At 62.2% G+C, this 22,474-nt stretch carries 15 protein-coding genes and 1 pseudogene; 4 read left to right on the forward strand and 12 right to left on the reverse strand.

All coding sequences use genetic code 11. The features are described 5' to 3' along the window. Position 1: 1 nt before the first annotated feature. A complete protein-coding gene (locus ACLEJQ_RS03325) occupies positions 2-2,539 on the reverse strand; it encodes a PAS domain S-box protein (protein WP_440792164.1) in 2,538 nt (845 codons plus the stop codon). Between the two features lie 123 nt (positions 2,540-2,662). On the opposite strand from ACLEJQ_RS03325, the gene ACLEJQ_RS03330 reads away from it, so the two are divergent. Then, the gene (locus tag ACLEJQ_RS03330) at positions 2,663-3,778 is read left to right on the forward strand and encodes a PilT/PilU family type 4a pilus ATPase (protein ID WP_440792166.1); all 1,116 of its coding nucleotides are present in this window, start codon (positions 2,663-2,665) and stop codon (positions 3,776-3,778) included. Between the two features lie 128 nt (positions 3,779-3,906). Here the strand turns inward: ACLEJQ_RS03330 and ACLEJQ_RS03335 are convergent, their stop codons facing one another. The 4 genes from ACLEJQ_RS03335 to ACLEJQ_RS03350 form a co-directional block, all read right to left on the reverse strand. Next, on the reverse strand, positions 3,907-5,862 hold the full coding sequence (locus tag ACLEJQ_RS03335) for an acetoacetate--CoA ligase (protein WP_440792167.1): 1,956 nt from the start codon (positions 5,860-5,862) through the stop codon (positions 3,907-3,909). A gap of 220 nt (positions 5,863-6,082) precedes the next feature. Continuing rightward, on the reverse strand, positions 6,083-6,856 hold the full coding sequence (locus ACLEJQ_RS03340; RefSeq protein ID WP_440792603.1) for a 3-hydroxybutyrate dehydrogenase: 774 nt from the start codon (positions 6,854-6,856) through the stop codon (positions 6,083-6,085). A gap of 10 nt (positions 6,857-6,866) precedes the next feature. Further along, positions 6,867-8,258 (reverse strand): GntP family permease, encoded by a 1,392-nt coding sequence (locus tag ACLEJQ_RS03345; RefSeq protein WP_440792169.1) that lies wholly within the window; start codon positions 8,256-8,258, stop codon positions 6,867-6,869. A 303-nt stretch (positions 8,259-8,561) separates the two neighbouring features. After that, entirely contained in the window at positions 8,562-9,977 is a 1,416-nt protein-coding gene (locus ACLEJQ_RS03350; protein ID WP_440792171.1) for a sigma-54 interaction domain-containing protein, read from the reverse strand. A 163-nt stretch (positions 9,978-10,140) separates the two neighbouring features. On the opposite strand from ACLEJQ_RS03350, the gene ACLEJQ_RS03355 reads away from it, so the two are divergent. Together ACLEJQ_RS03355 and ACLEJQ_RS03360 are read left to right on the forward strand one after the other, a co-directional pair. Further along, a complete protein-coding gene (locus ACLEJQ_RS03355) occupies positions 10,141-10,356 on the forward strand; it encodes a TIGR02450 family Trp-rich protein (protein ID WP_440792605.1) in 216 nt (71 codons plus the stop codon). A 157-nt stretch (positions 10,357-10,513) separates the two neighbouring features. Beyond that, positions 10,514-11,848, forward strand: a complete 1,335-nt coding sequence (locus ACLEJQ_RS03360) for a methyl-accepting chemotaxis protein (protein ID WP_440792173.1) — start codon at positions 10,514-10,516, stop codon at positions 11,846-11,848. 19 nt (positions 11,849-11,867) lie between these two features. Here ACLEJQ_RS03360 and ACLEJQ_RS03365 read toward each other — a convergent pair whose 3' ends face one another. The 6 genes and pseudogenes from ACLEJQ_RS03365 to ACLEJQ_RS03390 form a co-directional block, all read right to left on the reverse strand. Then, the gene (locus ACLEJQ_RS03365; protein ID WP_440792175.1) at positions 11,868-13,442 is read right to left on the reverse strand and encodes an ABC transporter ATP-binding protein; all 1,575 of its coding nucleotides are present in this window, start codon (positions 13,440-13,442) and stop codon (positions 11,868-11,870) included. Positions 13,443-13,456: 14 nt separating this feature from the next. After that, the gene (locus tag ACLEJQ_RS03370) at positions 13,457-14,479 is read right to left on the reverse strand and encodes an ABC transporter permease (RefSeq protein ID WP_440792177.1); all 1,023 of its coding nucleotides are present in this window, start codon (positions 14,477-14,479) and stop codon (positions 13,457-13,459) included. Beyond that, a complete protein-coding gene (locus ACLEJQ_RS03375) occupies positions 14,479-15,537 on the reverse strand; it encodes a microcin C ABC transporter permease YejB (protein ID WP_440792179.1) in 1,059 nt (352 codons plus the stop codon). Before ACLEJQ_RS03375 ends, ACLEJQ_RS03370 begins: the two co-directional genes overlap by 1 nt. Then, positions 15,537-17,405, reverse strand: coding sequence for an extracellular solute-binding protein (locus ACLEJQ_RS03380; protein ID WP_440792181.1), 1,869 nt, complete (start codon positions 17,403-17,405; stop codon positions 15,537-15,539). The genes ACLEJQ_RS03375 and ACLEJQ_RS03380 overlap by 1 nt, the downstream gene beginning before the upstream one ends. A 246-nt stretch (positions 17,406-17,651) precedes the next feature. After that, positions 17,652-17,936, reverse strand: a pseudogene (locus tag ACLEJQ_RS03385) (peptidylprolyl isomerase); the annotation flags it as partial. A gap of 90 nt (positions 17,937-18,026) precedes the next feature. Then, positions 18,027-18,902, reverse strand: a complete 876-nt coding sequence (locus tag ACLEJQ_RS03390; RefSeq protein WP_440792183.1) for an esterase/lipase family protein — start codon at positions 18,900-18,902, stop codon at positions 18,027-18,029. 299 nt (positions 18,903-19,201) lie between these two features. On the opposite strand from ACLEJQ_RS03390, the gene ACLEJQ_RS03395 reads away from it, so the two are divergent. Then, on the forward strand, positions 19,202-20,272 hold the full coding sequence (locus ACLEJQ_RS03395) for a hypothetical protein (RefSeq protein ID WP_440792185.1): 1,071 nt from the start codon (positions 19,202-19,204) through the stop codon (positions 20,270-20,272). A gap of 582 nt (positions 20,273-20,854) precedes the next feature. Here the strand turns inward: ACLEJQ_RS03395 and ACLEJQ_RS03400 are convergent. Next, the gene (locus tag ACLEJQ_RS03400; RefSeq protein WP_440792187.1) at positions 20,855-21,925 is read right to left on the reverse strand and encodes a 3-deoxy-7-phosphoheptulonate synthase; all 1,071 of its coding nucleotides are present in this window, start codon (positions 21,923-21,925) and stop codon (positions 20,855-20,857) included. Between the last annotated feature and the right edge of the window lie 549 nt (positions 21,926-22,474).

Consider the following 22,474-nt stretch of genomic DNA (forward strand, 5'->3'; position numbering starts at 1 on the left):
GTCAGGAGACATGGTTGATCATCGCTCGGATCTTGGTCGCCAGCAGGTCCAGGGTGAAGGGCTTGGCAACCATGTCCATGCCATGTTCGAGGAAGCCCTGACGCTCGGTGGCTTTCTGCGCATACCCGGTCATGAACAGCACTTTCAGATCGGGCCGGTGCTGGCGAGCGATCTCGGCCAGTTGTCGGCCATTCATTCCCGGCAGCCCCACATCGGTCACCAACAAGTCGATTCGGCGGTCGGTTTCCAGCCAATCGAGGGCCTTTTTCGCGTCCTGGGCTTCCAGAGCCGTGTAGCCCAACGCTTCCAGTAGATCGAAAACCAGCATCCGCACCGCGGGTTCGTCTTCCACCAACAACACGGTTTCCCCGGCGATGGCCGCCGGCACGTCGGTCGTTTCCACCGCCGCAGGCTGTTCGACGGGCGTTACGTGCAGTCGCGGCAGGTATAGCTGCACCCGCGTGCCCTGGCCTGGCACGCTGTCCAGGCTCAAGTGCCCGCCGGACTGCTGGGCGAACCCGTAGATCATGGACAAACCCAAGCCGGTGCCCTGGCCGATGGGTTTGGTGGTGAAGAACGGATCGAAGGCCTTGGCCAGCACGGCGGGGGTCATGCCGCTGCCGTTGTCGCTGACGGCGATCATCACGTAGTCCCCGGCTTTGACCGGTTCCAGGGTACTGATATCGCTGCCGTCGAGGTAGACATTGGCGGTCTCGATGGTCAGCTCGCCGCCGTCGGGCATGGCGTCCCGAGCGTTGATGACCAGGTTGAGCAGGGCGTTTTCCAACTGGCTGGCATCGGTGCTGACTGGCCACAGATCGTCGGTCAGTTGCAGGCGCAGCAGGATGTGATCGCCGGTGGTGCGGCTCAGCAAGTCTTCCAGTGACTGGACCAGTTCATTGGCGTCCAGCGGCTTGCGGTCCAGGGACTGGCGCCGGGAGAAAGCCAGCAGGCGATGGGTCAGCGCCGCGGCGCGGTTGGCGGAGGACACCGCTGCTTCGGTGAAGCGACCGATCTCGGCAGCCCGGCCGTTGGCGATGTAGCGCTGAATCAGGTCCAGGCTACCCAGAATGCCGGTAAGCATATTATTGAAGTCGTGGGCGATGCCACCGGTGAGCTGGCCCACCGCTTCCATTTTCTGCGCGTGGCGCAGCGCTTCTTCGGCACGCTCGCGCTCGAACATCTCGCTCTGCAGACGCTGGTTGGCTTCGGCCAGTTGCTGGGTGCGGGCGATGACCCGCTCTTCCAGCGTTTCGTTGAGGTTGCGCAGCGCTTCCTCAGTTTTCTTGCGCTCGGTTTCATCGATCACAAAGATGTAGAACCCGTTCACCGCGCCGTCTGCCCCGTGGCGGGGCAAGTAGTTGGTCAGCGCGTGACGTGGGCGGCCGTCACGATGCGCCGCTTCTACGGGGAAGCTGCAAGGCTTGCCCGCCAGCGCCCCGGCGATCTGCTCGGCCCGGACTGCGTAGGCTTCTTCGCCCAGCACCTCGCGGATGGTCTTGCCGTAGAGCTCCTGTGGGGTCAGGCCGTACCAGTCCAGGTAGGCGCTGTTGTTCAGCCGGAACCGCTCTTCCCGGTCGACGTAGCTGATGAGGATCGGCATAGCGTTGATGATCAGTTGCAGCTCAGTCTGGCTCTGGCGCAGCGCCTGTTCGGTGCGCTTGCGCTCGCTCAGGTCCAGGGCGGCGCCGAGAAAGCGCTTGGGCCGCCCGTGACGGTCCTTGTAGCAGCGGCCGCGCACATACACCCAGCGCAGTTCGCCGTCGGGCTGCAGCAGGCGATATTCCTCGGCGTATTCGGTGCCGTGGGTGATGCAATGCTTGATGCTGCGGGCAACGGCGGCCCGGTCTTCGGGATGCACACCCTCCAGATAAGCGCTGATAGGCAACTGCCGCGACAGACTCGGATCGACGCCATGCAGCAGGGCGAAGTGCGCGTCGGCAACGAAACGATCCTCGCTGATGTCCCAATCCCAGGTACCCAGTGCGTCGGCGGCGGCCAAGGCCAGTTGCAGACGTTCCTCGCTTTCCTGCTGGGCCTTGAGACTGGCCTCCGAGCGCCGTTCGAACTCCAGGGCCAGGCGACGTCGTTCGCTGGTCTCGATGGCGGTGATCAGGACGCCGGCGACGCTGGCATTTTCGTCGTGTACCGGGCTGTAGGTCAGGTCCAGCCAGACATCGCAAAGGCGACCGGCAAAGGGGACGCGCCAGAGTTGATCGCGACAGGTGTGGGTCTGTCCTTGCAACACGCGCTGGTAGATCGCTTCGGTAACGCCCTTGAGTTCGGGCCACGCGCTATGCGTAGGTTGGCCAAAGGCATGGGGATGCTTGTCGCCGGCCAGTCGGGAGAAGGCATCGTTGTAGAGCTGGACCAGCTGCGGCCCCCACAGCAAGGCCATCGGCATCGGGGAATGGAGCACCATGTCCACCGCGGTGCGCAGGCTCTGCGGCCAGGTTTGGCTGGCGCCCAGCGGGCTTGAGGTCCAGTCCATTCGGGCAAGCAGGCGTTGTGTATCGCTGCCGGCGGGTATTGCGTTCATCACGGAATCCCTGGATGTCGTGGTGTGTCGACTATCCTCTGAAGAAGGAAAGCGCGGGTTGGTCTGTAAGGTCGCATGTTCGGGTCAGCTTGTTTCATTGATGTCTCGCGGAAGCTTCAGTCCATGGAAATCGATCCATTGTTACGAATCCTGGCCAGCCAGGATGGTTCCGACCTCTACCTGTCCACCGGTGCGCCGCCGTGCGCAAAATTCGAGGGTGTGCTCAAGCCGTTGGGCACCCAGGCGTTCAAGGTCGGCGACATTGCCAGGCTCGCCGAGTCATTGATGGACGCCGAACAGCGCCTTGAGTTCGATCGAGAACTGGAAATGAACCTGGCGATCTCCCTGGCCGGCGTCGGGCGGTTCCGGGTCAATATCTTCAAGCAGCGCAACGACGTGTCCATGGTGATCCGCAACGTCAAGCTGGACATCCCGCGTTTCGAAGACCTGAAACTGCCGCCGGTGTTGCTCGAAAGCGTCATGCACAAGCAGGGCTTGATCCTGTTCGTCGGCGCGACTGGCTCCGGCAAGTCTACCTCGCTGGCGGCGCTGATCGACTTTCGCAATCGCAACAGCAGCGGCCATATCATCACCATCGAAGACCCGGTGGAGTATATCCACCGTCACAAGAAATCGATCATCAACCAGCGTGAAGTGGGTGTCGACACCCGCAGTTTCCATGCAGCCCTGAAGAACACCTTGCGCCAGGCGCCGGACGTGGTGTTGATCGGCGAAATCCGTGACCGAGAAACCATGGAACATGCCCTGGCATTTGCCGACACCGGGCATCTGGTGATCTCCACCCTGCATGCCCATAACGCCAACCAGGCCCTGGATCGAGTGATCAATTTCTTCCCGGAAGAGCGTCGGCCGCAATTGCTCCATGACCTGGGCAACAACCTCAAGGCGTTCGTGTCCCAGCGATTGGTACGCACCCGAACCGGCGGACGCCGGGCGGCGGTGGAAGTGTTGCTGGGCTCACCGACGGTGGGCGACCTGATCCGCCGCAACGAACTGGGCGAACTCAAGGGCATCATGGAAAAGTCCGAAGAGATGGGCATGCAAAGCTTCGATCAGGCGTTGTTCAACCTGGTAGTCGAAGGCGCCATTGATGAGGAAGAGGCGCTGAAAAACGCTGATTCGGCGAATAACCTGCGCCTGCGCTTGAAGCTGCATGCCGAGTCGGGCGCGGCGGCTGCGCCTGATAGCGCGGCGGGGGATTGGGGGTTGGTGGAGTGATTTGATTCGGGCAGGATTTCCTGTGGCGAGGGAGCTTGCTCCCGCTCGGGTGCGAAGCAGCCGCAAGAAGGCCTGCTCCGCAGTCCAGCGGGAGCAAGCTCCCTCGCCACAACAGCGTCTTGCAGTGCCTATGTAGCCAGCTCCGGCCGGTCCCGAAATTGCTCCAGCGCCTCTGGGTTGGCCAGCGCATCGGTGTTCTTCACCACTTCGCCATGCACCACATTGCGCACCGCCAGTTCCACCACCTTGCCACTGATGGTCCGCGGGATGTCGCTGACCGCCAGGATCTTCGCCGGTACGTGACGGGGCGTGGTGTTGGCACGGATGACCTGGCGGATCTGCGCCTCCAGGTTTTCATCCAGCGTCACACCGTCGCGCAACCGCACGAACAGCACCACCCGCACATCGCCTTGCCACTGTTGACCGATGGCGACGCTGTCCAGCACCTGTTCGACCTTTTCCACCTGGCGATAGATTTCCGCGGTGCCGATGCGCACGCCACCGGGGTTGAGCACCGCGTCGGAGCGGCCGTGGATCAGCAGGCCGCCGTGGGGCAGTTCCTCGGCATAGTCGCCTTGGGCCCAGACACCGGGGAACTGGCTGAAGTAGGAGGCGCGAAGTTTGTCTTGCCGGGGATCGTTCCACAAACCGATGGGCATCGCCGGAAAATGCCGGGTGCACACCAGTTCGCCTTTCTCGCCGATTACCGCTTTGCCAGTCTCGTTCCAGACCTGCACCGCCATGCCCAGGCTCTTGCCTTGCATCTCGCCGCGCCTTACCGCGGACAGCGGGTTGCCGTTGATAAAACACGACACGATGTCGGTGCCGCCGGACATCGAGGCCAGGCACACGTCGGGCTTGAAGTCGCGGTACACGTAGTCGTAGCTGTGGGGCGCCAGTGCTGAACCGGTGGACAGCAGTGTCTTGAGGCTGCCCAGATCGTGGCTTTGCCGAGGCTTGAGACCCTGGCTTTCCAGGGCCGCGAGGAATTTAGGGCTGGTGCCGAACACCGTGATGCGCAGCTCATCGATCAAGTCCAGCAGGCGCTCGGGACCGGGGTGGAACGGCGAGCCATCATAAAGCACCACGGCGCTGCCGACGGCCAGGGCCGAGACCAGCCAGTTCCACATCATCCAGCCGCAGGTGGTGTAGTAGAACAGTCGGTCCTCGGGGCCGAGATCGACGTGCAGGGCGTGTTCCTTCATATGCTGCAGCAGCACGCCGCCGGTGCCGTGGACGATGCATTTCGGCACGCCGGTGGTACCACTGGAATAAAGGATGTACAGCGGATGATCGAACGGCACGCTGGTGAATTCCGGGGCGCCGCCGGGTTGGTAAAACCCGTCCCACAACGTTACGTCGGCCGTGGTCCTGAAGTCGTCCACGGTGGCATCGATGCGGGCGTAAGGCAGCACGATCAACTGCTGCAACGACGGCAGGCGTTCGAGGATTTCATTGACCTTGGCCCGCTGGTCGATGACCTTGCCGGCGTAGCGGTAGCCGGCGCAGGTGATCAGCACCTTGGGCTCGATCTGGCCGAAACGGTCGATAACGCCCTGGGTGCCGAAATCCGGTGATGAACACGACCAGATCGCCCCCAGGCTGGTGGTGGCGAGCATGCCCACCAGGGTCTGCCAGGTGTTGGGCATGCACGCGGCCACTCGGTCGCCCTGGGTGACACCGGCGGCCCGCAGGCTTCGTTGCAGGCCAGCGACGTTGGCGGCGAGTTCGGCCCAGGTCAGCTGTTCCTGGCCGCCACTCTCGTCGACGGCCACCACCGCCACGGCGTCATCGCGACGGCGCAGCAGGTGCTCGGCAAAGTTCAGCGTCGCCCCAGGGAACCAGTGGGCGCTGGGCATCTGTGGGCCTTCGACCAACACCTCGGTGGGCGCTTGGTGGAAACGGATCTCGAAGAAATCGACGATGGCCTGCCAGAAGGCTTCACGCTGGTCGATGCTCCAGGCGTGCAGGGCGGGGTAGTCGTGCAATTGCAGTGAGTGTCGTACGTTGACGAACCGGCGGAAGGCGTCCATGCGTGACTGGGCGATGCGTTCGGGGGCGGGTTGCCAGAGGAGATCGGACATGGGGTGCCTCTTATTCTTTTATCAGGCTTATAAACATTGCAGCACAAGGCGACCTTCGTGGCGAGGACACCCTTGTGACGAGGGACGCTTCTGTGGCGAGGGAGCTTGCTCCCGCTGGGTGGCGCAGCCGCCCCAAGAAGCTTAGGGCCGCTTCGCGCCCCAGCGGGAGCAAGCTCCCTCGCCACGGAAAGTCCCTTGTTACAGTGGTAACGGCATGACGTTACTGAGCCAACCACCCACCGTCGATATTCCACGCCGCGCCGCGCACCTGGCTGCCCGCTTCGCTGCACAGGAACAGCACCAACTCGCCCAGTTGCGGCGGGGTGACGAACTCCAGGGACGGCTGTTTCTCGGCCAGCAGGTCATGCTGCGCCTGTTGCGGGTCGACGCCGCTGGCAATCCGGTCGTCGATCTGTTTCTGCACCAACGGTGTCAGCACCCAGCCGGGGCAGATGGCGTTGCAGGTGACGTTGCTGGTGGCGGTTTCCAGGCCGACCACTTTGGTCAGGCCGATCACCCCATGCTTGGCCGCGACGTACGCCGCCTTGCCCACCGACCCCACCTGGCCGTGCACTGAGGCGACGTTGATGATTCGTCCCCAGCCTTTGGCGCGCATGCCCGGCAGGCTCAGGCGCGTGGCGTGGAACACCGAGGACAGGTTGATGGCGATGATCGAATCCCAGCGCTCCACCGGAAAATCTTCCACGGCGGCCACGTGCTGAATGCCGGCGTTGTTCACCAGGATGTCGACGCCGCCGAACTCACGCTCGGCGTAGGCGAGCATCTCGGCGATTTGTGCCGGGTCGCTGACGTCGGCCGGATGATGACCGACCTTGCCGCCAAACTGTCCCACTTCGGCAATCACCGCTGTGGCGTCGCCGAAGCCGTTGAGGATCAGGTTGGCGCCGGCCTTGGCCAGGCTCAGGGCGATGCCCAGGCCGATGCCGCTGGTGGAGCCGGTGACCAGGGCGGTCTTGCCCGAAAGAATTGTCATCATTGCAACCTCACACAATGCCAGTGGCGTAGAACACACCGATCACTACGAAGACCGCCAGGGTCTTGATCAGCGTGATGCAGAAGATGTCTTTATAGGCTTCCCGATGGGTCAAGCCGGTCACGGCCAGCAGGGTGATCACCGCGCCGTTGTGGGGCAGGGTGTCCATGCCGCCGCTGGCCATCGCGGCCACCCGGTGCAGCACTTCCAGCGGGATGTTGGCGGCGTGGGCGGCGCTGATGAAGCTTTCGGACATCGCCGCCAGGGCGATGCTCATGCCGCCCGACGCGGAGCCGGTGATCCCGGCCAGCAGCGTGACCGTCACCGCTTCGTTGACCAGCGGGTTGGGAATGCTCTTGAGCCAGTCGGCCAGGACCAGGAAGCCGGGCAGGGAGGCGATGACCGCGCCGAAACCGTATTCCGAAGCGGTGTTCATCGCCGCGAGCAAGGCACCTCCTACCGCGCTTTTGCTGCCCTCGGCCAGTTTGCTGCGGATCGCCCGGAAACCGAACACCAGCACGATGATGATGCCCACCAGCAGAGCCGCTTGCACCGCCCAGATCGCGGTGAGCTTGGCGACGTCGCTGGTCACCGGCGCGGCCATGCCGGGCAGCGTCAGGCTGTGGCTCTTGCCGTACCACTGGGGAATCCACTGGGTGAACAGCAGGTTCATGACGCCCACCGCCAGCAGCGGTGAAAGGGCGATCCATGGATTCGGCAGCTTGAGGTCTTCGGCGGTTTCCGGTTCGTTGCGCAGTTCGGTGCCGTAGCCTTCGCCCAGGCGCTGGGCCTTGTTGCGTTGGCGTTGCAGGAACAGCATGCCGATGCTGAACACAAACAGCGTGCCGATTACCCCCAGCCATGGCGCGGCCCAGGCCGTGGTGTTGAAGAACGTGCTGGGGATGATGTTCTGGATCTGCGGCGTGCCGGGCAAGGCGTCCATGGTGAACGAGAACGCGCCGAGGGCGATGGTCGCCGGGATCAACCGCTTGGGAATATTGCTCTGGCGGAACATCTCGGCGGCGAACGGATACACCGCGAACACCACCACGAACAGCGATACGCCGCCGTAGGTCAGCACGGCGCAAACCAGCACGATCACCAGCATCGCCTGGCGCGTACCGAGCAAACGGATCGCCGCGGCGACGATGGAGCGCGAGAACCCCGACAATTCGATCAGCTTGCCGAACACCGCGCCGAGCAGGAACACCGGGAAGTACAGTTTGATGAAACCGACCATTTTCTCCATGAACACCCCGGTGAAGGCGGGTGCAACGGCCGAAGGATCAGTCAGCAGGACGGCGCCGAGGGCGGCGATGGGGGCAAAGAGAATGACGCTATAGCCACGGTAAGCGGCGACCATCAGCAGCGCGAGGGCTGCCAAGGCAATGATCACACTCATGGTGTGTCTCCTGGGATTGTTATTTTTGTGGGTGAAGCGGTGGGAGGGCTTTAGCGAGTTTTGTGCCAGGTACGTAACTTGTTGAAATACATAGGGAATTTATAAGTATGATCAAGTCGAAATGAAGGTTTGTCTCTGTTTTGAGATTTTCGGAAGGCTGCTGGCCTCATCGCGAGCAGGCTCGCTCCCACAAGGGGTGAGGGAAATTTCTGACGGACGCGTTCCACTGTGAGAGCGAGCCTGCTCGCGATGAGTGCGAAGCACTCCAAAAAAACCGTCTACGAATAGAGATAGATCGTCTCTCTAGGGAGATTCCGCAATTCCCAGCGCCACCATCTTCTTATACAGAGTCGACCGTCCCAGCCCCAACCGCTGCGCCGCCTCAACCACCTTGCCTCCACATTGCGCTAGGGTGGTTTCGATCAGTTGCCGGTCAAATCGGGCCCGGGCCTGGGCGAAGGTTTCCTGGGGCAATGGCTCCAGGTGTGTGCTGGCTGAGCGGGTCACCGGTGTGAAGGTGCCGATGGCGGCGCGGATGTCTGTGGCGGTCAGCAGCGAGGTGTCGCTCAGTAGCGCGGCCCGTTCCAGCACGTTGCGCAGTTCGCGGATGTTGCCCGGCCAGGCATGTTGCCGCAGCAGGCTCAGTGCGTCGTCGTTCAGTTCGTGCTGGCTGCGCAACTCCTCGAGGATCGCTTCGCTCAGGGCCGGCAGGTCGTCCAGGCGCTCGCGCAGCGGCGGAACCTGGATTGGCAGCACGTTGAGGCGATAATACAGATCGGCGCGGAACTCGCCACGCTTGATTGCGGCTTCCAGGTCCGTGGAGGTGGCGGCGATCACCCGCACATCGCTGTGCAGCACGTCGTTGGAACCCACCGGTTCGTATTCCTTTTCCTGGAGCACCCGCAGCAGTTTGCTTTGCAGCGGCAACGGCATGTCGCCGATCTCGTCCAGGAACAGCGTGCCGCCCTGGGCAATCTGCAACTTGCCGGGACGGCCCTTGCGATCAGCGCCGGTAAAGGCGCCGGGGGCGGTGCCGAAGAACTCGGCTTCCAGCAGCGATTCAGGAATCGCCGCGCTGTTGATACTGACGAACGCCTTGTTCGCCCGCGGCGAGGCGCTGTGGATCGACTGGGCCAGCAATTCCTTGCCCGTACCGGTTTCGCCGAGCAGCAGCACCGGCGAATCGGTGCTGGCGCTACGCCGGGCGCGGCGCTTGACCTCCAGGCTGGCGCTACTGGTGCCAATGAAGTGCGCGAAGTTGTACTTGGTCTGGCGTGCCCGCAGCAGCGAACGGGTGGAGGCCAGTTCTTCCTGCATGCTCTGGTAGCGTTTGAGCATCGGCGACAGGCTGTGCAACTCCCCGAACAAGGCAAAACCGATGGCGCCGATTACCGCGCCCGCACTGTCGTGGATCGGCAGGCGCATCACCACCAGTGGCTCCTTGGGCATGTCTTGCATGTCCAGCAGGATCGGTCGCCCGGTGCGCACCACTTCGCGCAGCAGGCTACCGGGGATCACGCTCTCGCAGGCCCGCCCAATCGCCTCCTGCGCCGAGTCCAGGCCGAAGCGCCGGGCGTAGCGTTCGTTCATCCAGACGATGTTCGCGTCACGGTCGACAATCACCGTGCCTTCGCTGGACTGCTCGATGATCTCGAACAGCGAGCGGATCGCCAGGGTGCGAACCCGTTTGTAGTCCTTGAGGTTTTCGGTGGGGTTCATCAGGCATTCCAAAGAGGGATTTGCCACACCCGCGGACGGGTTGCCAAGAGCATGCATTATGCCGGGGAAATTGCAGCACCGAAGCTTCGCCGCGTTTTTTTGGGTAATCTTGTACATCTGTCAGTGGGTGTACATGATTTTTTCCGTCTTTTCTGTAGGGCATATGAACATATTCAATCCCCGCAAGCTGAAACTCTCCAAATGGACGGCCTGTGTGCCAGTCAATCGAGAGAAGCACTTTCTGGTTACTCGAGTGATCTGTGATGAAACGGATCGCCCCATTAGCGTTGAGCTTCAGGCGGTGCACAGCGGGCGCGCGGAACTGCTCGACTGGACGGAGCTGCGGGATGAGAAACGTTGGAGAATGGGTTGGCATTGAAATGCCAGTAGCCGTTACGTGTTCATTTATCTTGTACAAAAAATAAAATATGTACAATTTTTCAGGAATGATGGCTTAATGACTCCTCCCAGTTAGAGGCATCGTGCCTTAAGGTCGGCTACGGCCTGGCACCCTACGTTTCCGGAGCGGCATCGCCATGTTCATTCGCACCCGCAAGCATCAGGAAGTCTTGCATCCGATCCAGGCCAGGCAGGCCGTGCTCGAGGCCGAACGGGCCGCTCTCAATCAAGCCATGGCGATCATGGAGCTCGATCCGATGGGGCAAGTGCTCGACGCCAATTCACTGTTCTTGAAAATGACGGGCTACACCCTGGCGGATATCCGGGGCCGGCACCACAGGATGTTCTGCGAGCCCGCTTATGCGGGCAGCCGGGAATATGCGACGCTGTGGCAGCAGTTGGGGCAGGGCCTGAGTGTCGATGCGCAGTTCTTGCACCTGACCCGCGAGGGGCACTGGCTCTGGGTTGAGGCCAACTGCGTTCCAGTACTGGATCCGCGAGGAATACTGCAGCGCATCATCGTAGTGATCCGTGACGTCAGCGAGCGTGTCCTTCGAAGCCAGACCGAGTCAAGTTTCAGGGTGGCGATCGACCGTTCCATGGCCGTCATCGAGTTCGACCTCAGTGGCCAGGTGGTGAATGCCAATGCGAATTTCCTGAAGGTGATGGGCTATCGGCTGGAGGAGGTCTGCGGTCAGCACCACCGTCTGTTCTGTCAGCCTGGCGAAGTACAGAGTGATGCCTACCGCAGATTCTGGGCGGGATTGAATCGCGGTGAGTACGTGACTGGCCTGTTTCAGCGCATCGACAAACAGGGCGCGACGGTCTGGCTGCAGGCGACCTATAACCCGCTCTACGACGCCCAGGGAAGATTGTACGGGGTGGTCAAGTTTGCCACCGATCACACCGGTGAGGTTGAGCAGCGCCGGAACGAATCGAACGCGGCGCGACTGGCCTTCGAGACATCGCGCCAGACCGATGCGCACACCCAGCGTGGCACGGCGGTGGTGCAGGAGACGGTGACCGTGGTGCAAAGCATCGCCGATGAACTCCAGCAGGTGGCGACGGGAATCAATGCATTGAGCGCTCAGTCCGAGGAAATAGGCAGCATTGTCGATGCCATCCGCGGCATCGCCGAGCAGACCAACTTGCTTGCGCTCAACGCGGCCATTGAAGCGGCGCGTGCGGGAGAGCAGGGACGCGGTTTCGCAGTGGTTGCCGATGAAGTGCGCAACCTCGCACGTCGCACGAGCCAGGCCACCGTCGCCATCACCGAGGTTGTAGGCAAGAACCGCGACCTCGCCAGGCAAGCCGTGACCAGCATGCAATCCAGCACGCACAAGGCGGAGCAGGGCGTGAAGCTGGCGAACCAGGCGGGCAGCGTTATCCTCGATATCCACCAAGGGGCCCAGCAGGTCGTGGGGGCGATTGGCGAATTTGCCCAGGCGTTGGATCAGCGACGCGACAACTGAGTCCCAGGGGCGGGGCCCCTTACCGGGGATGCGCCGCCGCCAACAGTTCTTTGGTGTAAGGATGCCGTGGCGATTCGAACACCTCGTGGCTGGCGCCTTGCTCCACCACCTTGCCGTCCTTGACCACCACCAGGTCGTGGGCCAGGGCACGTACCACCGCCAGGTCATGGCTGATGAACAGATAGGTCAGGCCGTGTTTTTCCTGGAGCTGGCGGAGCAGGGCGACCACCTGTTTCTGCACGGTGCGGTCCAGGGCCGAGGTCGGTTCGTCCAGCAGGATCAGGGCCGGCTTGAGTACCAGTGCCCGGGCGATGGCGATGCGTTGGCGCTGGCCGCCGGAGAATTCATGGGGGTAGCGGTGGCGGCTCTGCGGATCGAGGCCGACCTCCTTGAGGGCCTGGATCACCTGGGCTTCGCATTCCTTGGGGTTGGACGGGCTGTGGACTTCCAGGCCTTCGCTGATGATCTGCTGCACCGACATCCGTGGGCTGAGGCTGCCGAACGGGTCCTGGAACACCACCTGCATCTGCTTGCGCCATGGCCGCAGTTCCTTTTGCGACAAATGATCCAGCGCCTGGCCTTGGAAGCGAATGCTGCCTTCGGATTCGATCAGTCGCAGGATCGCCTGGCCGAGGGTCGACTTGCCGGAGCCGGATTCGCCAACGATGCCCAGGGTCTTGCCGCGCTGGATGTTCAGGCTGATGCCGTCCACCGCGCGCAGGTATTCCTTGCGCCGGAACAGCCCGCCGCCCAGCGCAAAGCTCACTCGTAGGTCCTGCACTTGCAGCACGTCTTCGCGCTCGTCGCGGGGCAGGGCTTCGCCTTCCGGTTCGGCGTGCAGCAGCTCGCAGCTATAGGGGTGTTTCGGCGCACTGAAGAGCGTTTCGCACGGCGCCTGTTCGACGATTTCCCCGGCCTTCATCACGCAGACTCGCTGGGCGATGCTGCGTACCAGGTTCAGGTCGTGGCTGATCAGCAGCAATGACATGCCGAGCCGCTGTTGCAACGATTTGAGCAGCAGCAGAATCTTGCGCTGCACCGTCACGTCCAGTGCGGTGGTCGGTTCGTCGGCAATCAGCAGCTCCGGCTCACAGGCCAGGGCCATGGCGATCATCACACGTTGGCGCTGGCCGCCGGACAGCTGATGGGGATAGGCCTTGAGTCGCTCGGTGGGTTTTTGAATGCCGACCAGGGCAAGCAATTCGAGGATGCGCTGACGGGCCGCCTTGCCACCCAGGCCCCGGTGCAGCATCAAGGTTTCGCCGATCTGCTTTTCGATGCTGTGCAACGGGTTCAGCGAAGTCATCGGCTCCTGGAAAATCATCGCGATCCGGTTCCCGCGCAGTTCGCGCAACGCCTTGGCCTCGGCGCCCACCAGTTCCTGGCCGCGATAGCGAATGCTGCCGGTAGTGCGGCTGGCATTTTCGGGCAACAGTTGCAGGATCGAATGGGCCGTCACCGATTTGCCGGACCCCGACTCGCCGACCAGGGCCAGGCATTCACCGGGGCGAATGTCCAGGCACAGGTTGCGCACCACGGTGTGGTCGTTGAAGGCCACGTTCAGATCGCGGATCTCGATCAGGTTTTCGCTCATTTCAACGGTCCGCTTCATGCTCGTGGGTCAAAGGCGTCACGCAACGCCTCTCCAATGAATACCAGCAGAGAAAGAATCAGCGCCAGTGTGAAGAAAGCCGTCAGCCCCAGCCAGGGTGCTTGCAGGTTCTGTTTACCCTGGCCGATCAATTCGCCCAACGATGCACTGCCTGCCGGCATGCCGAAGCCGAGGAAGTCCAGGGCCGTAAGGGTGGAAATTGCCCCGGTGAGGATGAACGGCAGGTAGCTCAGGGTGGCGTTCATCGCGTTGGGCAGGATGTGCCGCACGATTACCTTGCGGTCGGACAGGCCCAGGGCGCGGGCGGCTTTCACGTATTCGAGGTTACGCCCGCGCAGAAACTCGGCGCGAACTACGTCCACCAGGGCCAGCCAGGAAAACAGCGCCATGATCCCCAGCAACCACCAGAAATTCGGTTCCACGAAGCCGGACAGAATGATCAGCAGGTAGAGCACCGGCAGCCCGGACCAGACCTCCAGCAAGCGTTGCCCCAACAGATCCACCCAGCCGCCGTAGTAACCCTGCAACGCACCGGCGGCGATGCCGATCAGCGCACTGATGGCGGTCAGGGCCAGGGCGAACAGGATCGACACCCGTGCGCCGAAGATCACCCGGGCCAGCACATCCCGGGCCTGGTCGTCGGTGCCCAGCCAGTTCACTGCCGAGGGCGGGCTCGGCGCCGGTTGAGTGAGGTCATAGTTAGGCGTGTCGTCGCTGAAAGGGATCGGCGGAAACAGCAGCCAGCCGCCATCCTTGCGGATCAGATTCTGCACATAGTTGCTGCGGTAGTCGGCCTGGAATGGCAGTTGTCCGCCGAATTCCTGCTCGGTATAGCGTTTGAACACTGGGAAATACAGCGAGCCTTGGTAGCTGACCAGCAGCGGCTTGTCGTTGGCGATCAATTCGCCGCCCAGGGTCAGGATGAACAGGCCGACGAACAGCCACAGCGACCACCAGCCCCGGCGGTTTTTCTTGAAGCGCTCGAAGCGCCGACGACCCAACGGAGAGAGCAGCAACATCAGGCGTTCCTCGCGGCGAAGTCGATGCGCGGATCCACCAGGGTGTAGCAGAGGTCGCCGATGAGTTTGATGAGCAGGCCGAACAGCGTGAAGATGAACAGCGAGCCAAATACCACCGGGTAATCCCTGGAGACGGCGGCCTCGTAACTCATGCGTCCAAGGCCATCGAGGGAAAAGATCACCTCGATCAGCAGCGAGCCGGCAAAGAACACGCTGATGAACGCCTGGGGAATGCCCGACACCACCAGCAACATCGCGTTGCGGAACACGTGGCCATACAGCACCCGACGTTCGCTCATGCCCTTGGCTCGCGCCGTGACCACATACTGGCGGGTGATTTCGTTGAGGAACGAATTCTTGGTCAGGATCGTCAGCGTAGCGAAACCGCCGACCACCAGCGCCGTGACCGGCAGCACCAGATGCCAGAAATAGTCGGCGATCTTGCCCAGGGTCGACAACGACTCGAAGTCATCGGACACCAGCCCGCGCACCGGGAACCAGTTCAGCGACGTGCCGCCGGCGAACACCACGATCAGGAACATCGCGAACAGAAACGCCGGCATGGCGTAGCCGATGATGATCGCCGTGCTGCTCCACACATCGAATGCCGAGCCGTGCCGCACGGCCTTGCGGATTCCCAGGGGAATCGACACCAGGTAGGTGATCAGTGTCGCCCAGAGCCCGAGGGAAATGGTCACCGGCATTTTTTCCAGGATCAGGTCAGTGACCGTGGCGCCACGGAAGAAGCTCTTGCCGAAGTCCAGCCGGGCGTAGCTGCTGAGCATCAGCCACAGGCGTTCATGGGCCGGTTTATCGAAGCCGTACTGTTTCTCGATGTCCTTGATCAACTGTGGGTCCAGCCCTCGACTGGCACGCGAGCTGCCGGTCATGGCGTTGCCCGAACTGCCGACGGTGCCGCTGCCGATGCCTTGCAGGTGGGCGATGGCTTGTTCCACCGGCCCGCCGGGAGCAGCCTGCACAATGACAAAATTCACCAGCAGGATGATCACCAGCGTCGGAATGATCAGTAGCAGGCGCCGCGCAATATACGCCCACATCAGTGTGGCCCTCCCGGTGAGCCGCGCTTGATGCGCTCGGCGGTCATCTGCTCGTTGGTCAGCGGCGTGGTGCTGATTTCCCACCAGCTTTCGATGGCCTCGTCATTGCTGGCCTGGACTTTCGGAATGCCGAAGCGATTCCACCAGACGGTCGAGCTGCCGGGCGGGTAGTAGTTGGGGATCCAGTAGTAGTTCCATTGCAGCACCCGATCCAGGGCGTGGGCGTGGCGCAGCATGTCGCTTTTTGTGGTGGCCTTGACCAGTCCGTCGATCAGGGCGTCCACCGCCGGGTTCTTGAGGACCATGTAGTTGTTGGAGCCCGGATCGTTGGCGGCCGCCGAGCCGTAGTAATTGTAGAGTTCCATGCCGGGTGAGGTGCTGACCGGGTAGCCGGTGATGATCATGTCGTAGTCACGGCTCATCAGGCGGTTGACGTATTGGGAGGCGTCGATGCGCCGGATGCTCATGTCGATGCCGATCTGCTTCAAGGTCCGTTTGTACGGCAGCAACAGTCGGTCGATACCGTTCTGGCTGTTGAGGAAGGTGAAGCTCAGCGGCTCGCCCTCGGCGTTCACCAGGCGATCGCCTTCGGGTTTCCAGCCGGCCTGTTCCAGCAATGCCAGGGCCTGCAGCTGTTTGTCGCGGATCACGCCGCTGCCGTCGGTCTTTGGAGCCTCGAAGACCTGGGTGAAGACTTCATCGGGAATCTGCCCGCGCAGCGGTTCGAGGATTGCCCGTTCACCTGCATCGGGCAGTTGTTGGGCGGCGAGGTCGGTGTTGGAAAAGAAACTTTGCTGGCGCACGTACAGGTTGCGCATCATCTGGCGGTTGCTCCATTCGAAATCCCAGAGCATGGCCAACGCCTGGCGGACCCGACGGTCCTGGAACTGCGGGCGTTGCAGGTTGAATACGAAACCCTGGGCGGTCTGCGGCGCTTCTGTAGCCAGGTGGGCCTTTTGCAGGCGACCATCGCGCAGGGCGGGGCTGTCGTAGCCGATGGAGTAGCCGGTGGCGGAAAACTCGCGGTTGTAGTCGTAGGCGCCGCCACGTAGCACCTGGCGGGCCACGTCGGTGTCGCCGAAGTACTCGATGCTGAAGTGGTCGAAATTGTAGAGTCCGCGGCTGACCGGAAGATCCTTTCCCCACCAGTCGGCGTTGCGCTCGAAGGTGATGCTGCGTCCGGAATCGACCTTGCTCACCCGGTATGGGCCGCTGCCCAGGGGAGGCTCGTAGCCGCCGCCGTTGGCGAAGTCACGGGTCTTCCACCAATGTTCGGGGAGGACAGGCAAAGTCGCGATATCCAAGGGCAGGGTGCGGCTTTCATTGTTCTTGAAGTCGAAACGCACGGTGCGTTCGGACTCGACCTCGACACCTTTGACGGCAGCGAATTGGGTGCGATAGCGCAGACTGCCCTGGGTGGTCAGCAATTCGAAGCTATAACGCACATCCTCGGCGGTGATGGGCTTGCCATCGGCGAAGCGGGCCTTGGGGTTCAGGTAGAAACGCAAGGACCGGCCATCGTCCGAGCGCTCCATCTTCTCGGCCACCAGACCGTACACGGTGTAGGGTTCATCCAGCGAGCGCTGGGCCAGTGGTGAGTAGAGCAGTCCATCGATCTGGCTGACGCCGATGCCTTTGTCGATGTACGGCAGGAGATGGTCGAAGTGGCCGATCTCGACGGCCGAGCGGCGCATGGTCCCGCCTTTGGGTGCCTGGGGGTTGGTATAGGCGAAATGACTGAAGCCTTCGGCGTACTTGGCCGGTTCGCCATAGACGGTCAGGGCCTGCTGTGGTGCGGCGTACCCACTGGCGGCGCCCGTCAGCAGGATCGCGGCAGTGAGAAACGGTGAAAGAAACGCCAGTCGCATTGTCAGCCTTAAAGCCGGGTGATCGATGAGCACGATTTGTACGCGAGCGGCGCGCTGATCGCCAGTCCTGTGCATGAAAGCTTATGGGGCGAGGGAGCTTGCTCCCGCTTGGCCGGGCTGGTGCTCCAGTGCGAAGAAGCGACTGGAAAATCGGCCTGCTTCGCAGTCCAGCGGGAGCAAGCTCCCTCGCCACAGGGGATCAGGCCAGCCTTGAGTGAGCGGCGCGTCCCGTATCGATAAGCGGGATCAGTCCTGGCGGCTGGTCACTTCCAGCAGGTGATAGCCGAACTGAGTCTTGACCGGACCCTGGACAGTATTGACCGGCGCGCTGAACACCACGGTGTCGAACTCCTTGACCATCTGGCCCGGGCCGAACGAGCCCAGGTCACCGCCCTGGCGGCTGGATGGGCAAGAAGAATTGGCCTTGGCGACTTCGGCGAAGTCGGCGCCGGCTTCGATCTGGGCCTTGAGTTCGTTGCACTTGTCTTCGGTGGAAACCAGGATGTGACGGGCAGTGGCTTTGGCCATGGGAAATTCCTTCGGATATTTTGAAAGGTGTTGAGCCTACCGGATTCGTTAACCGGTTGTTGTCAAAATTGCGTCAAAACCTTGGACCGGCGATCAAAGGCCTGCCTTGGACAGGCGCTCGGCGTGGCGCAGGTAGAGCATGATCGGGTCTGTTTCCCTGGCCGTTTTGCCGAGCGGCAGGTTGAGGGTGTCCAGGTGGTCCATGGGATAATCGGAGCGGATAACCTTGCCCAGATGCGAGCTGAAGCGTCCGACCATGCCATCGTTCTGTCCGGCTTCGGTAATGAAGTATTGGGAAAAGGCGCGACAGAAAACCTGCAAGGGGTTGGTTGCGTCGAGCCCTTGCGGCATTGCCGGCAGCGTGCCGCTCCAGGAGTAGTAGCGCACCCCGTTGACCCGCTGGGGGCCGTTCTCGCCCCAGTTCCTCGGCAGCCCCTGGGGGTATTTGTCGTTGAAAGCGCCGACGCCTTCGGTGGTCAGCGAGGCCAGCGTGGCGACGGCTGCCGCAGGCAGATGCGCCTGGCCCCCCAGCAAGGTGATGAAATCAGCGTACAGCGTTGCGACCTTGCTCGCTACACGTCCCGGCAGCCGTCCCGGGGTCAGGGCCCTGTGCAGGAAATCGGCCAATTCAGAACCGTGGTTGGGTCCGCTGACCGAGGTCACCGAAGCCACCTTGTCGGGCGCAATCGCGGCGACGTAACGGGCCGCCAGTGCGCCCTGGCAATGGCCGATCAGATTGACCCTGCCCGCACCGGTACCGCTCAGGACTCGATCGATCTGCGCCAATAATTGCTCGCCTCGGGCTTCGTTGCAGTGGGACGCCGACAAATGCGGGATGAACACCTGGGCGCCCGCGCTACGCAAAGCCTGCTTGATGCCATGGAAAAGTTCGAAGCCGCCGATCCTGTCAAACCCGAACAACCCATGGACCAACAGGATGGGAAATTGAGTGGTTGCATTCCGTTGCATGTTCGTACCTTTTTCGAAGAGGTTCACGTTGAGTTCGCGACCTCACTCTAATGCACGCGTTGCATGGGTGGTGTAGGAAGAAACCGCGCTGCGCTACTGAAAATGGAATAAAAGCAGCGGGAAGAATCTGACCAGCCGCGGCGGTGCCGAACATGCGCGGATACGTCCGATGGTATGTGGGGTGCGCTACTACAACGGAGGCTGCCGGGTACCACGCTCTCTGTCGTGTTGTCTGACTGAAGGGGAGAGGGCCTTCGGGTTTCAATGGGCATCGTATATCCAAGGAGTGGAACCCGGACATGAACACTGACAGAACTGCCCAACGATCCCGTCTCGCCTCAAGTACAAGATTGCCGGCACCGTCGCTGGCTGCGGCCAGGACAGGGGTGATCGACCCGGCCTGGCGCAAGGTTGTCGTCACTATCGAGCCCTACCCGATGATGACCTGCGGCGATGAAGTCGTGCTTTTATGGCACGGCCTCAATTCGGACGCCGAGCCGTACCGGCATGAAATGCGCGGATTTATCACTGAACGGCACGTCGGACGCCCCGTGGTGTTCGTGGTGCGCGAGCCCCATATCGCCGAACTGGACAGCGGTTCGCTGGAAATCTCCTATCGCGTAACGGGGCGACAGTTGCCGGCTTCGTTGGAATCTGAATCTCTGTTGTTAGACATCGGCGATGTACCGTTGCAACAGCTGCCGGTGGTTGCTGACGATGCGGTAGGTGGCAGCCTCGATCCCGCTCGGGTGCCGGAGGGCACGCGGATGACTGTCCGGCCTTATTCCAGAATGGCCGTGGGCGACCGGTTGATCCTGATCGCCAGCAAGCAGGGCAAGGCGCTCTGGCGAGATGTGCTGGATATACAGAGCCATGCCGTCGGCCGGGAGGTATCGTTCTGGCTGGATCACTCGCAGATCGCGCCCCACCTGGGACATGACCTGAGCCTGACGTACGTCGTTCGGCACGGGCATTCCGTGCGCCGGGCCGAGCCGTTGTCGGTGCACATCGGCCCCCTGGTGCGTCCCGCGCTGAAGGCTCCACGGATACTGGCAGTGGAGAATGGCGTGCTGGATATCGACGAGCACCCGAATGGTGTAACCATCGTCATCGAGGGCGCGGGCCTTGAGGCGGGCGAGTGGGTCTGGTTGCAATGCAACGGGAACAATATTCACATTGAGGAGCGTGAGATCACCCAGGCCATGGCCGGCCAGCGCGCGACCTTCGTCGTGCCGGCGAGTTATTGGCAGGATCAGCGTGGCCGCGCGGTGCAGTTGTTTTATCAGATCGAGCGCCTGGATGACGTCAGTCAGCATTCCGAATGGGTGACGGTGGAGGTTCGGTCCTCTGCCGGCTTGGATTCCGAGTAGTTTGGGACGGCCTCATCGCGAGCAGGCTCGCTCCCACAGGGGACTGATGTTGTTTGCAGGATTGCAGGCACGCCGCAGGACCTGTGGGAGCGAGCTTGCTCGCGATAGCGGGGTTTCAGCTTGCATCAATGTTGAACGTGCCGACGCCTTCGCGGGCAAGCCCGCTCCCACAGGGGACTGGTGTTGTTTGCAGGATTGCAGGCACGCCGCAGGACCTGTGGGAGCGAGCCTGCTCGCGATAGCGGTGTTTCAGCTTGCATCAATGTTGAACGTGCCGACGCCTTCGCGGGCAAGCCCGCTCCCACAGGGGATTGATGTTGTTTGCAGGATTGCAGGCACGCCGCAGGACCTGTGGGAGCGAGTTTGCTCGCGATAGCGGTGTTTCAGCTTGCTCGATGTTGAACGTGCCGACGCCTTCGCGGGCAAGCCCGCTCCCACAGTGGAGCGGCGTTGATGGCGATTTAGAGTTCGCACAGATCCAATGTGGCGAGGGAGCTTGCTCCCGCTTGAGTGCAAAGCACTCATAAAAGAGGGGCCGCTTCGCAGCCCAGCGGGAGCAAGCTCCCTCGCCACGGTTGCCCCTCAGCCAGCCGATTGCAATTGGCGATGGGCCTGGCGCAACAGCTCCTCGGTGGACGCCCAACCCAGGCATCCGTCGGTCACTGACACGCCATAGCGCATCGACGCGCCCAGCGGTTGGCAGCCTTCGAACAGGTGGCTTTCCAGCATCATGCCGATCAGCGAACGATTGCCTTGCAGGCGTTGCTGGAGTACGTCATTGAACACCTGGGGCTGGCGCAGCGGGTCCTTGCCGCTGTTGGCGTGGCTGCAATCGACCATGATCCGCGCCGGTATCTTGAGGCGGGTCAGGTCGGCCTGGATCTGCGCCACGCTCTGGCTGTCGTAGTTCGGCCCGCGATGGCCGCCGCGCAATACCAGATGAGTGTCGGGGTTGCCCTGAGTCTGGATGATTGCCGGATGGCCCTGGCTGTCGACCCCGAAGTGCCGATGGGGATGAGCCGCCGAGCGCATTGCGTCGCAGGCGATACCGACGCCACCGTCCGTGCCGTTCTTGAAGCCCACCGGAATGCCCAGGCCGCTGGCCATCTCCCGATGGATCTGCGATTCGGTGGTGCGGGCACCGATGGCGACCCAACTGAGCAGGTCATCGAAGTAGCCGGCTGCCATCGGTTGCAGCAGTTCGGTGGCGACGGGCAGGCCCAGCTCCAGCATTTCGCGCATCAGCTCCCGGGACAGCGCCAGGCCTGTGGCCATGTCATCGCTGCCGTCCAGGCCCGGGTCGTAGGCCAGGCCTTTCCAGCCTACGGTCGTACGCGGTTTTTCTACGTAGGCACGCATCACCAGCAGCATGCTGTCGCTCACTTCATGAGCCAGGCGTGCCAGGTTGGCGGCGTATTCCAGGGCGGACTTCGGGTCATGGATCGAGCAAGGGCCGACGATGACCAGCAGGCGGGAGTCTTCGCCGTCGAGGATCGAACGAATGGCCCGGCGGTGGGTGTCGACCTGTTGGTTGAGGACGACGCTGAGCGGCAACTGATGTTTGAGTTGCAATGAGCTGGGCAGACGCAGGGTCAGGGCTTCATTGGCCGGGTTGAGCGAGGACAGCGGCAAAGCGGAGACGGATGAATTCATGATCTGGCTTCCTGGACGGGCGGCGGGTGCTTTCCCGCGCCGGTCCTAGTGGGGTGTTCGACAATTGGCCGGATTGGCCCGCAATTGAGGCTTGCCACCGGTAGGTGACCGATCGGAGGCGGCAGGCTGTCCCGAGCGGTGGCTGGTAAATCGCCAGGCGGAAAAACTGTCGTAACGGTAATAAGTGGCGTAGTTCATGGCTCAGTCCTCAAGTTGTCTGGTGTTGCAAATGTGTAGCCGGAAAAAACAAAACCCCCGGTCGGGAGGCCGACCGGGGGTTTGGAAAACTCTGGAAGGCGACCCGTTTGAAGTGGGCGCCGGTGGGGTATCAGGCGCGCCAGTGGCTAAACCAATACCCGAAATAAAAGTTGACGGGAGTTTGAACACTGTTCGCCCAGGCAGCCGCAACCGAGCGCGGGGCGCTGGCGGTGTGACGCTGTGAGAGGGCATTGAACATGGTCTGTCTCCGATGAATGGCCCCGAGCTTACTAGAGGGCAGGGCGCCGCTTCAATCAGAAAATGCTATCGCTGCCATGCAACGGTTCGCAC

Origin of the sequence: Pseudomonas sp. SMV71 (assembly GCF_052042015.1) — a bacterium.
GTDB lineage: Bacteria > Pseudomonadota > Gammaproteobacteria > Pseudomonadales > Pseudomonadaceae > Aquipseudomonas.

What these genes read in the sequence shown, in the direction of transcription:
- ACLEJQ_RS03355 (WP_440792605.1), top strand. Translation starts at nt 10,141, where the DNA reads ATGAACATATTCAATCCCCGCAAGCTGAAACTCTCCAAATGGACGGCC.
- ACLEJQ_RS03350 (WP_440792171.1), bottom strand. Translation starts at nt 9,977, where the DNA reads ATGAACCCCACCGAAAACCTCAAGGACTACAAACGGGTTCGCACCCTG.
- ACLEJQ_RS03390 (WP_440792183.1), bottom strand. Translation starts at nt 18,902, where the DNA reads ATGCAACGGAATGCAACCACTCAATTTCCCATCCTGTTGGTCCATGGG.
- ACLEJQ_RS03395 (WP_440792185.1), top strand. Translation starts at nt 19,202, where the DNA reads ATGAACACTGACAGAACTGCCCAACGATCCCGTCTCGCCTCAAGTACA.
- ACLEJQ_RS03335 (WP_440792167.1), bottom strand. Translation starts at nt 5,862, where the DNA reads ATGTCCGATCTCCTCTGGCAACCCGCCCCCGAACGCATCGCCCAGTCA.
- ACLEJQ_RS03400 (WP_440792187.1), bottom strand. Translation starts at nt 21,925, where the DNA reads ATGAATTCATCCGTCTCCGCTTTGCCGCTGTCCTCGCTCAACCCGGCC.
- ACLEJQ_RS03325 (WP_440792164.1), bottom strand. Translation starts at nt 2,539, where the DNA reads ATGAACGCAATACCCGCCGGCAGCGATACACAACGCCTGCTTGCCCGA.
- ACLEJQ_RS03375 (WP_440792179.1), bottom strand. Translation starts at nt 15,537, where the DNA reads ATGTGGGCGTATATTGCGCGGCGCCTGCTACTGATCATTCCGACGCTG.
- ACLEJQ_RS03330 (WP_440792166.1), top strand. Translation starts at nt 2,663, where the DNA reads ATGGAAATCGATCCATTGTTACGAATCCTGGCCAGCCAGGATGGTTCC.
- ACLEJQ_RS03370 (WP_440792177.1), bottom strand. Translation starts at nt 14,479, where the DNA reads ATGTTGCTGCTCTCTCCGTTGGGTCGTCGGCGCTTCGAGCGCTTCAAG.
- ACLEJQ_RS03380 (WP_440792181.1), bottom strand. Translation starts at nt 17,405, where the DNA reads ATGCGACTGGCGTTTCTTTCACCGTTTCTCACTGCCGCGATCCTGCTG.
- ACLEJQ_RS03365 (WP_440792175.1), bottom strand. Translation starts at nt 13,442, where the DNA reads ATGAGCGAAAACCTGATCGAGATCCGCGATCTGAACGTGGCCTTCAAC.
- ACLEJQ_RS03340 (WP_440792603.1), bottom strand. Translation starts at nt 6,856, where the DNA reads ATGACAATTCTTTCGGGCAAGACCGCCCTGGTCACCGGCTCCACCAGC.
- ACLEJQ_RS03360 (WP_440792173.1), top strand. Translation starts at nt 10,514, where the DNA reads ATGTTCATTCGCACCCGCAAGCATCAGGAAGTCTTGCATCCGATCCAG.
- ACLEJQ_RS03345 (WP_440792169.1), bottom strand. Translation starts at nt 8,258, where the DNA reads ATGAGTGTGATCATTGCCTTGGCAGCCCTCGCGCTGCTGATGGTCGCC.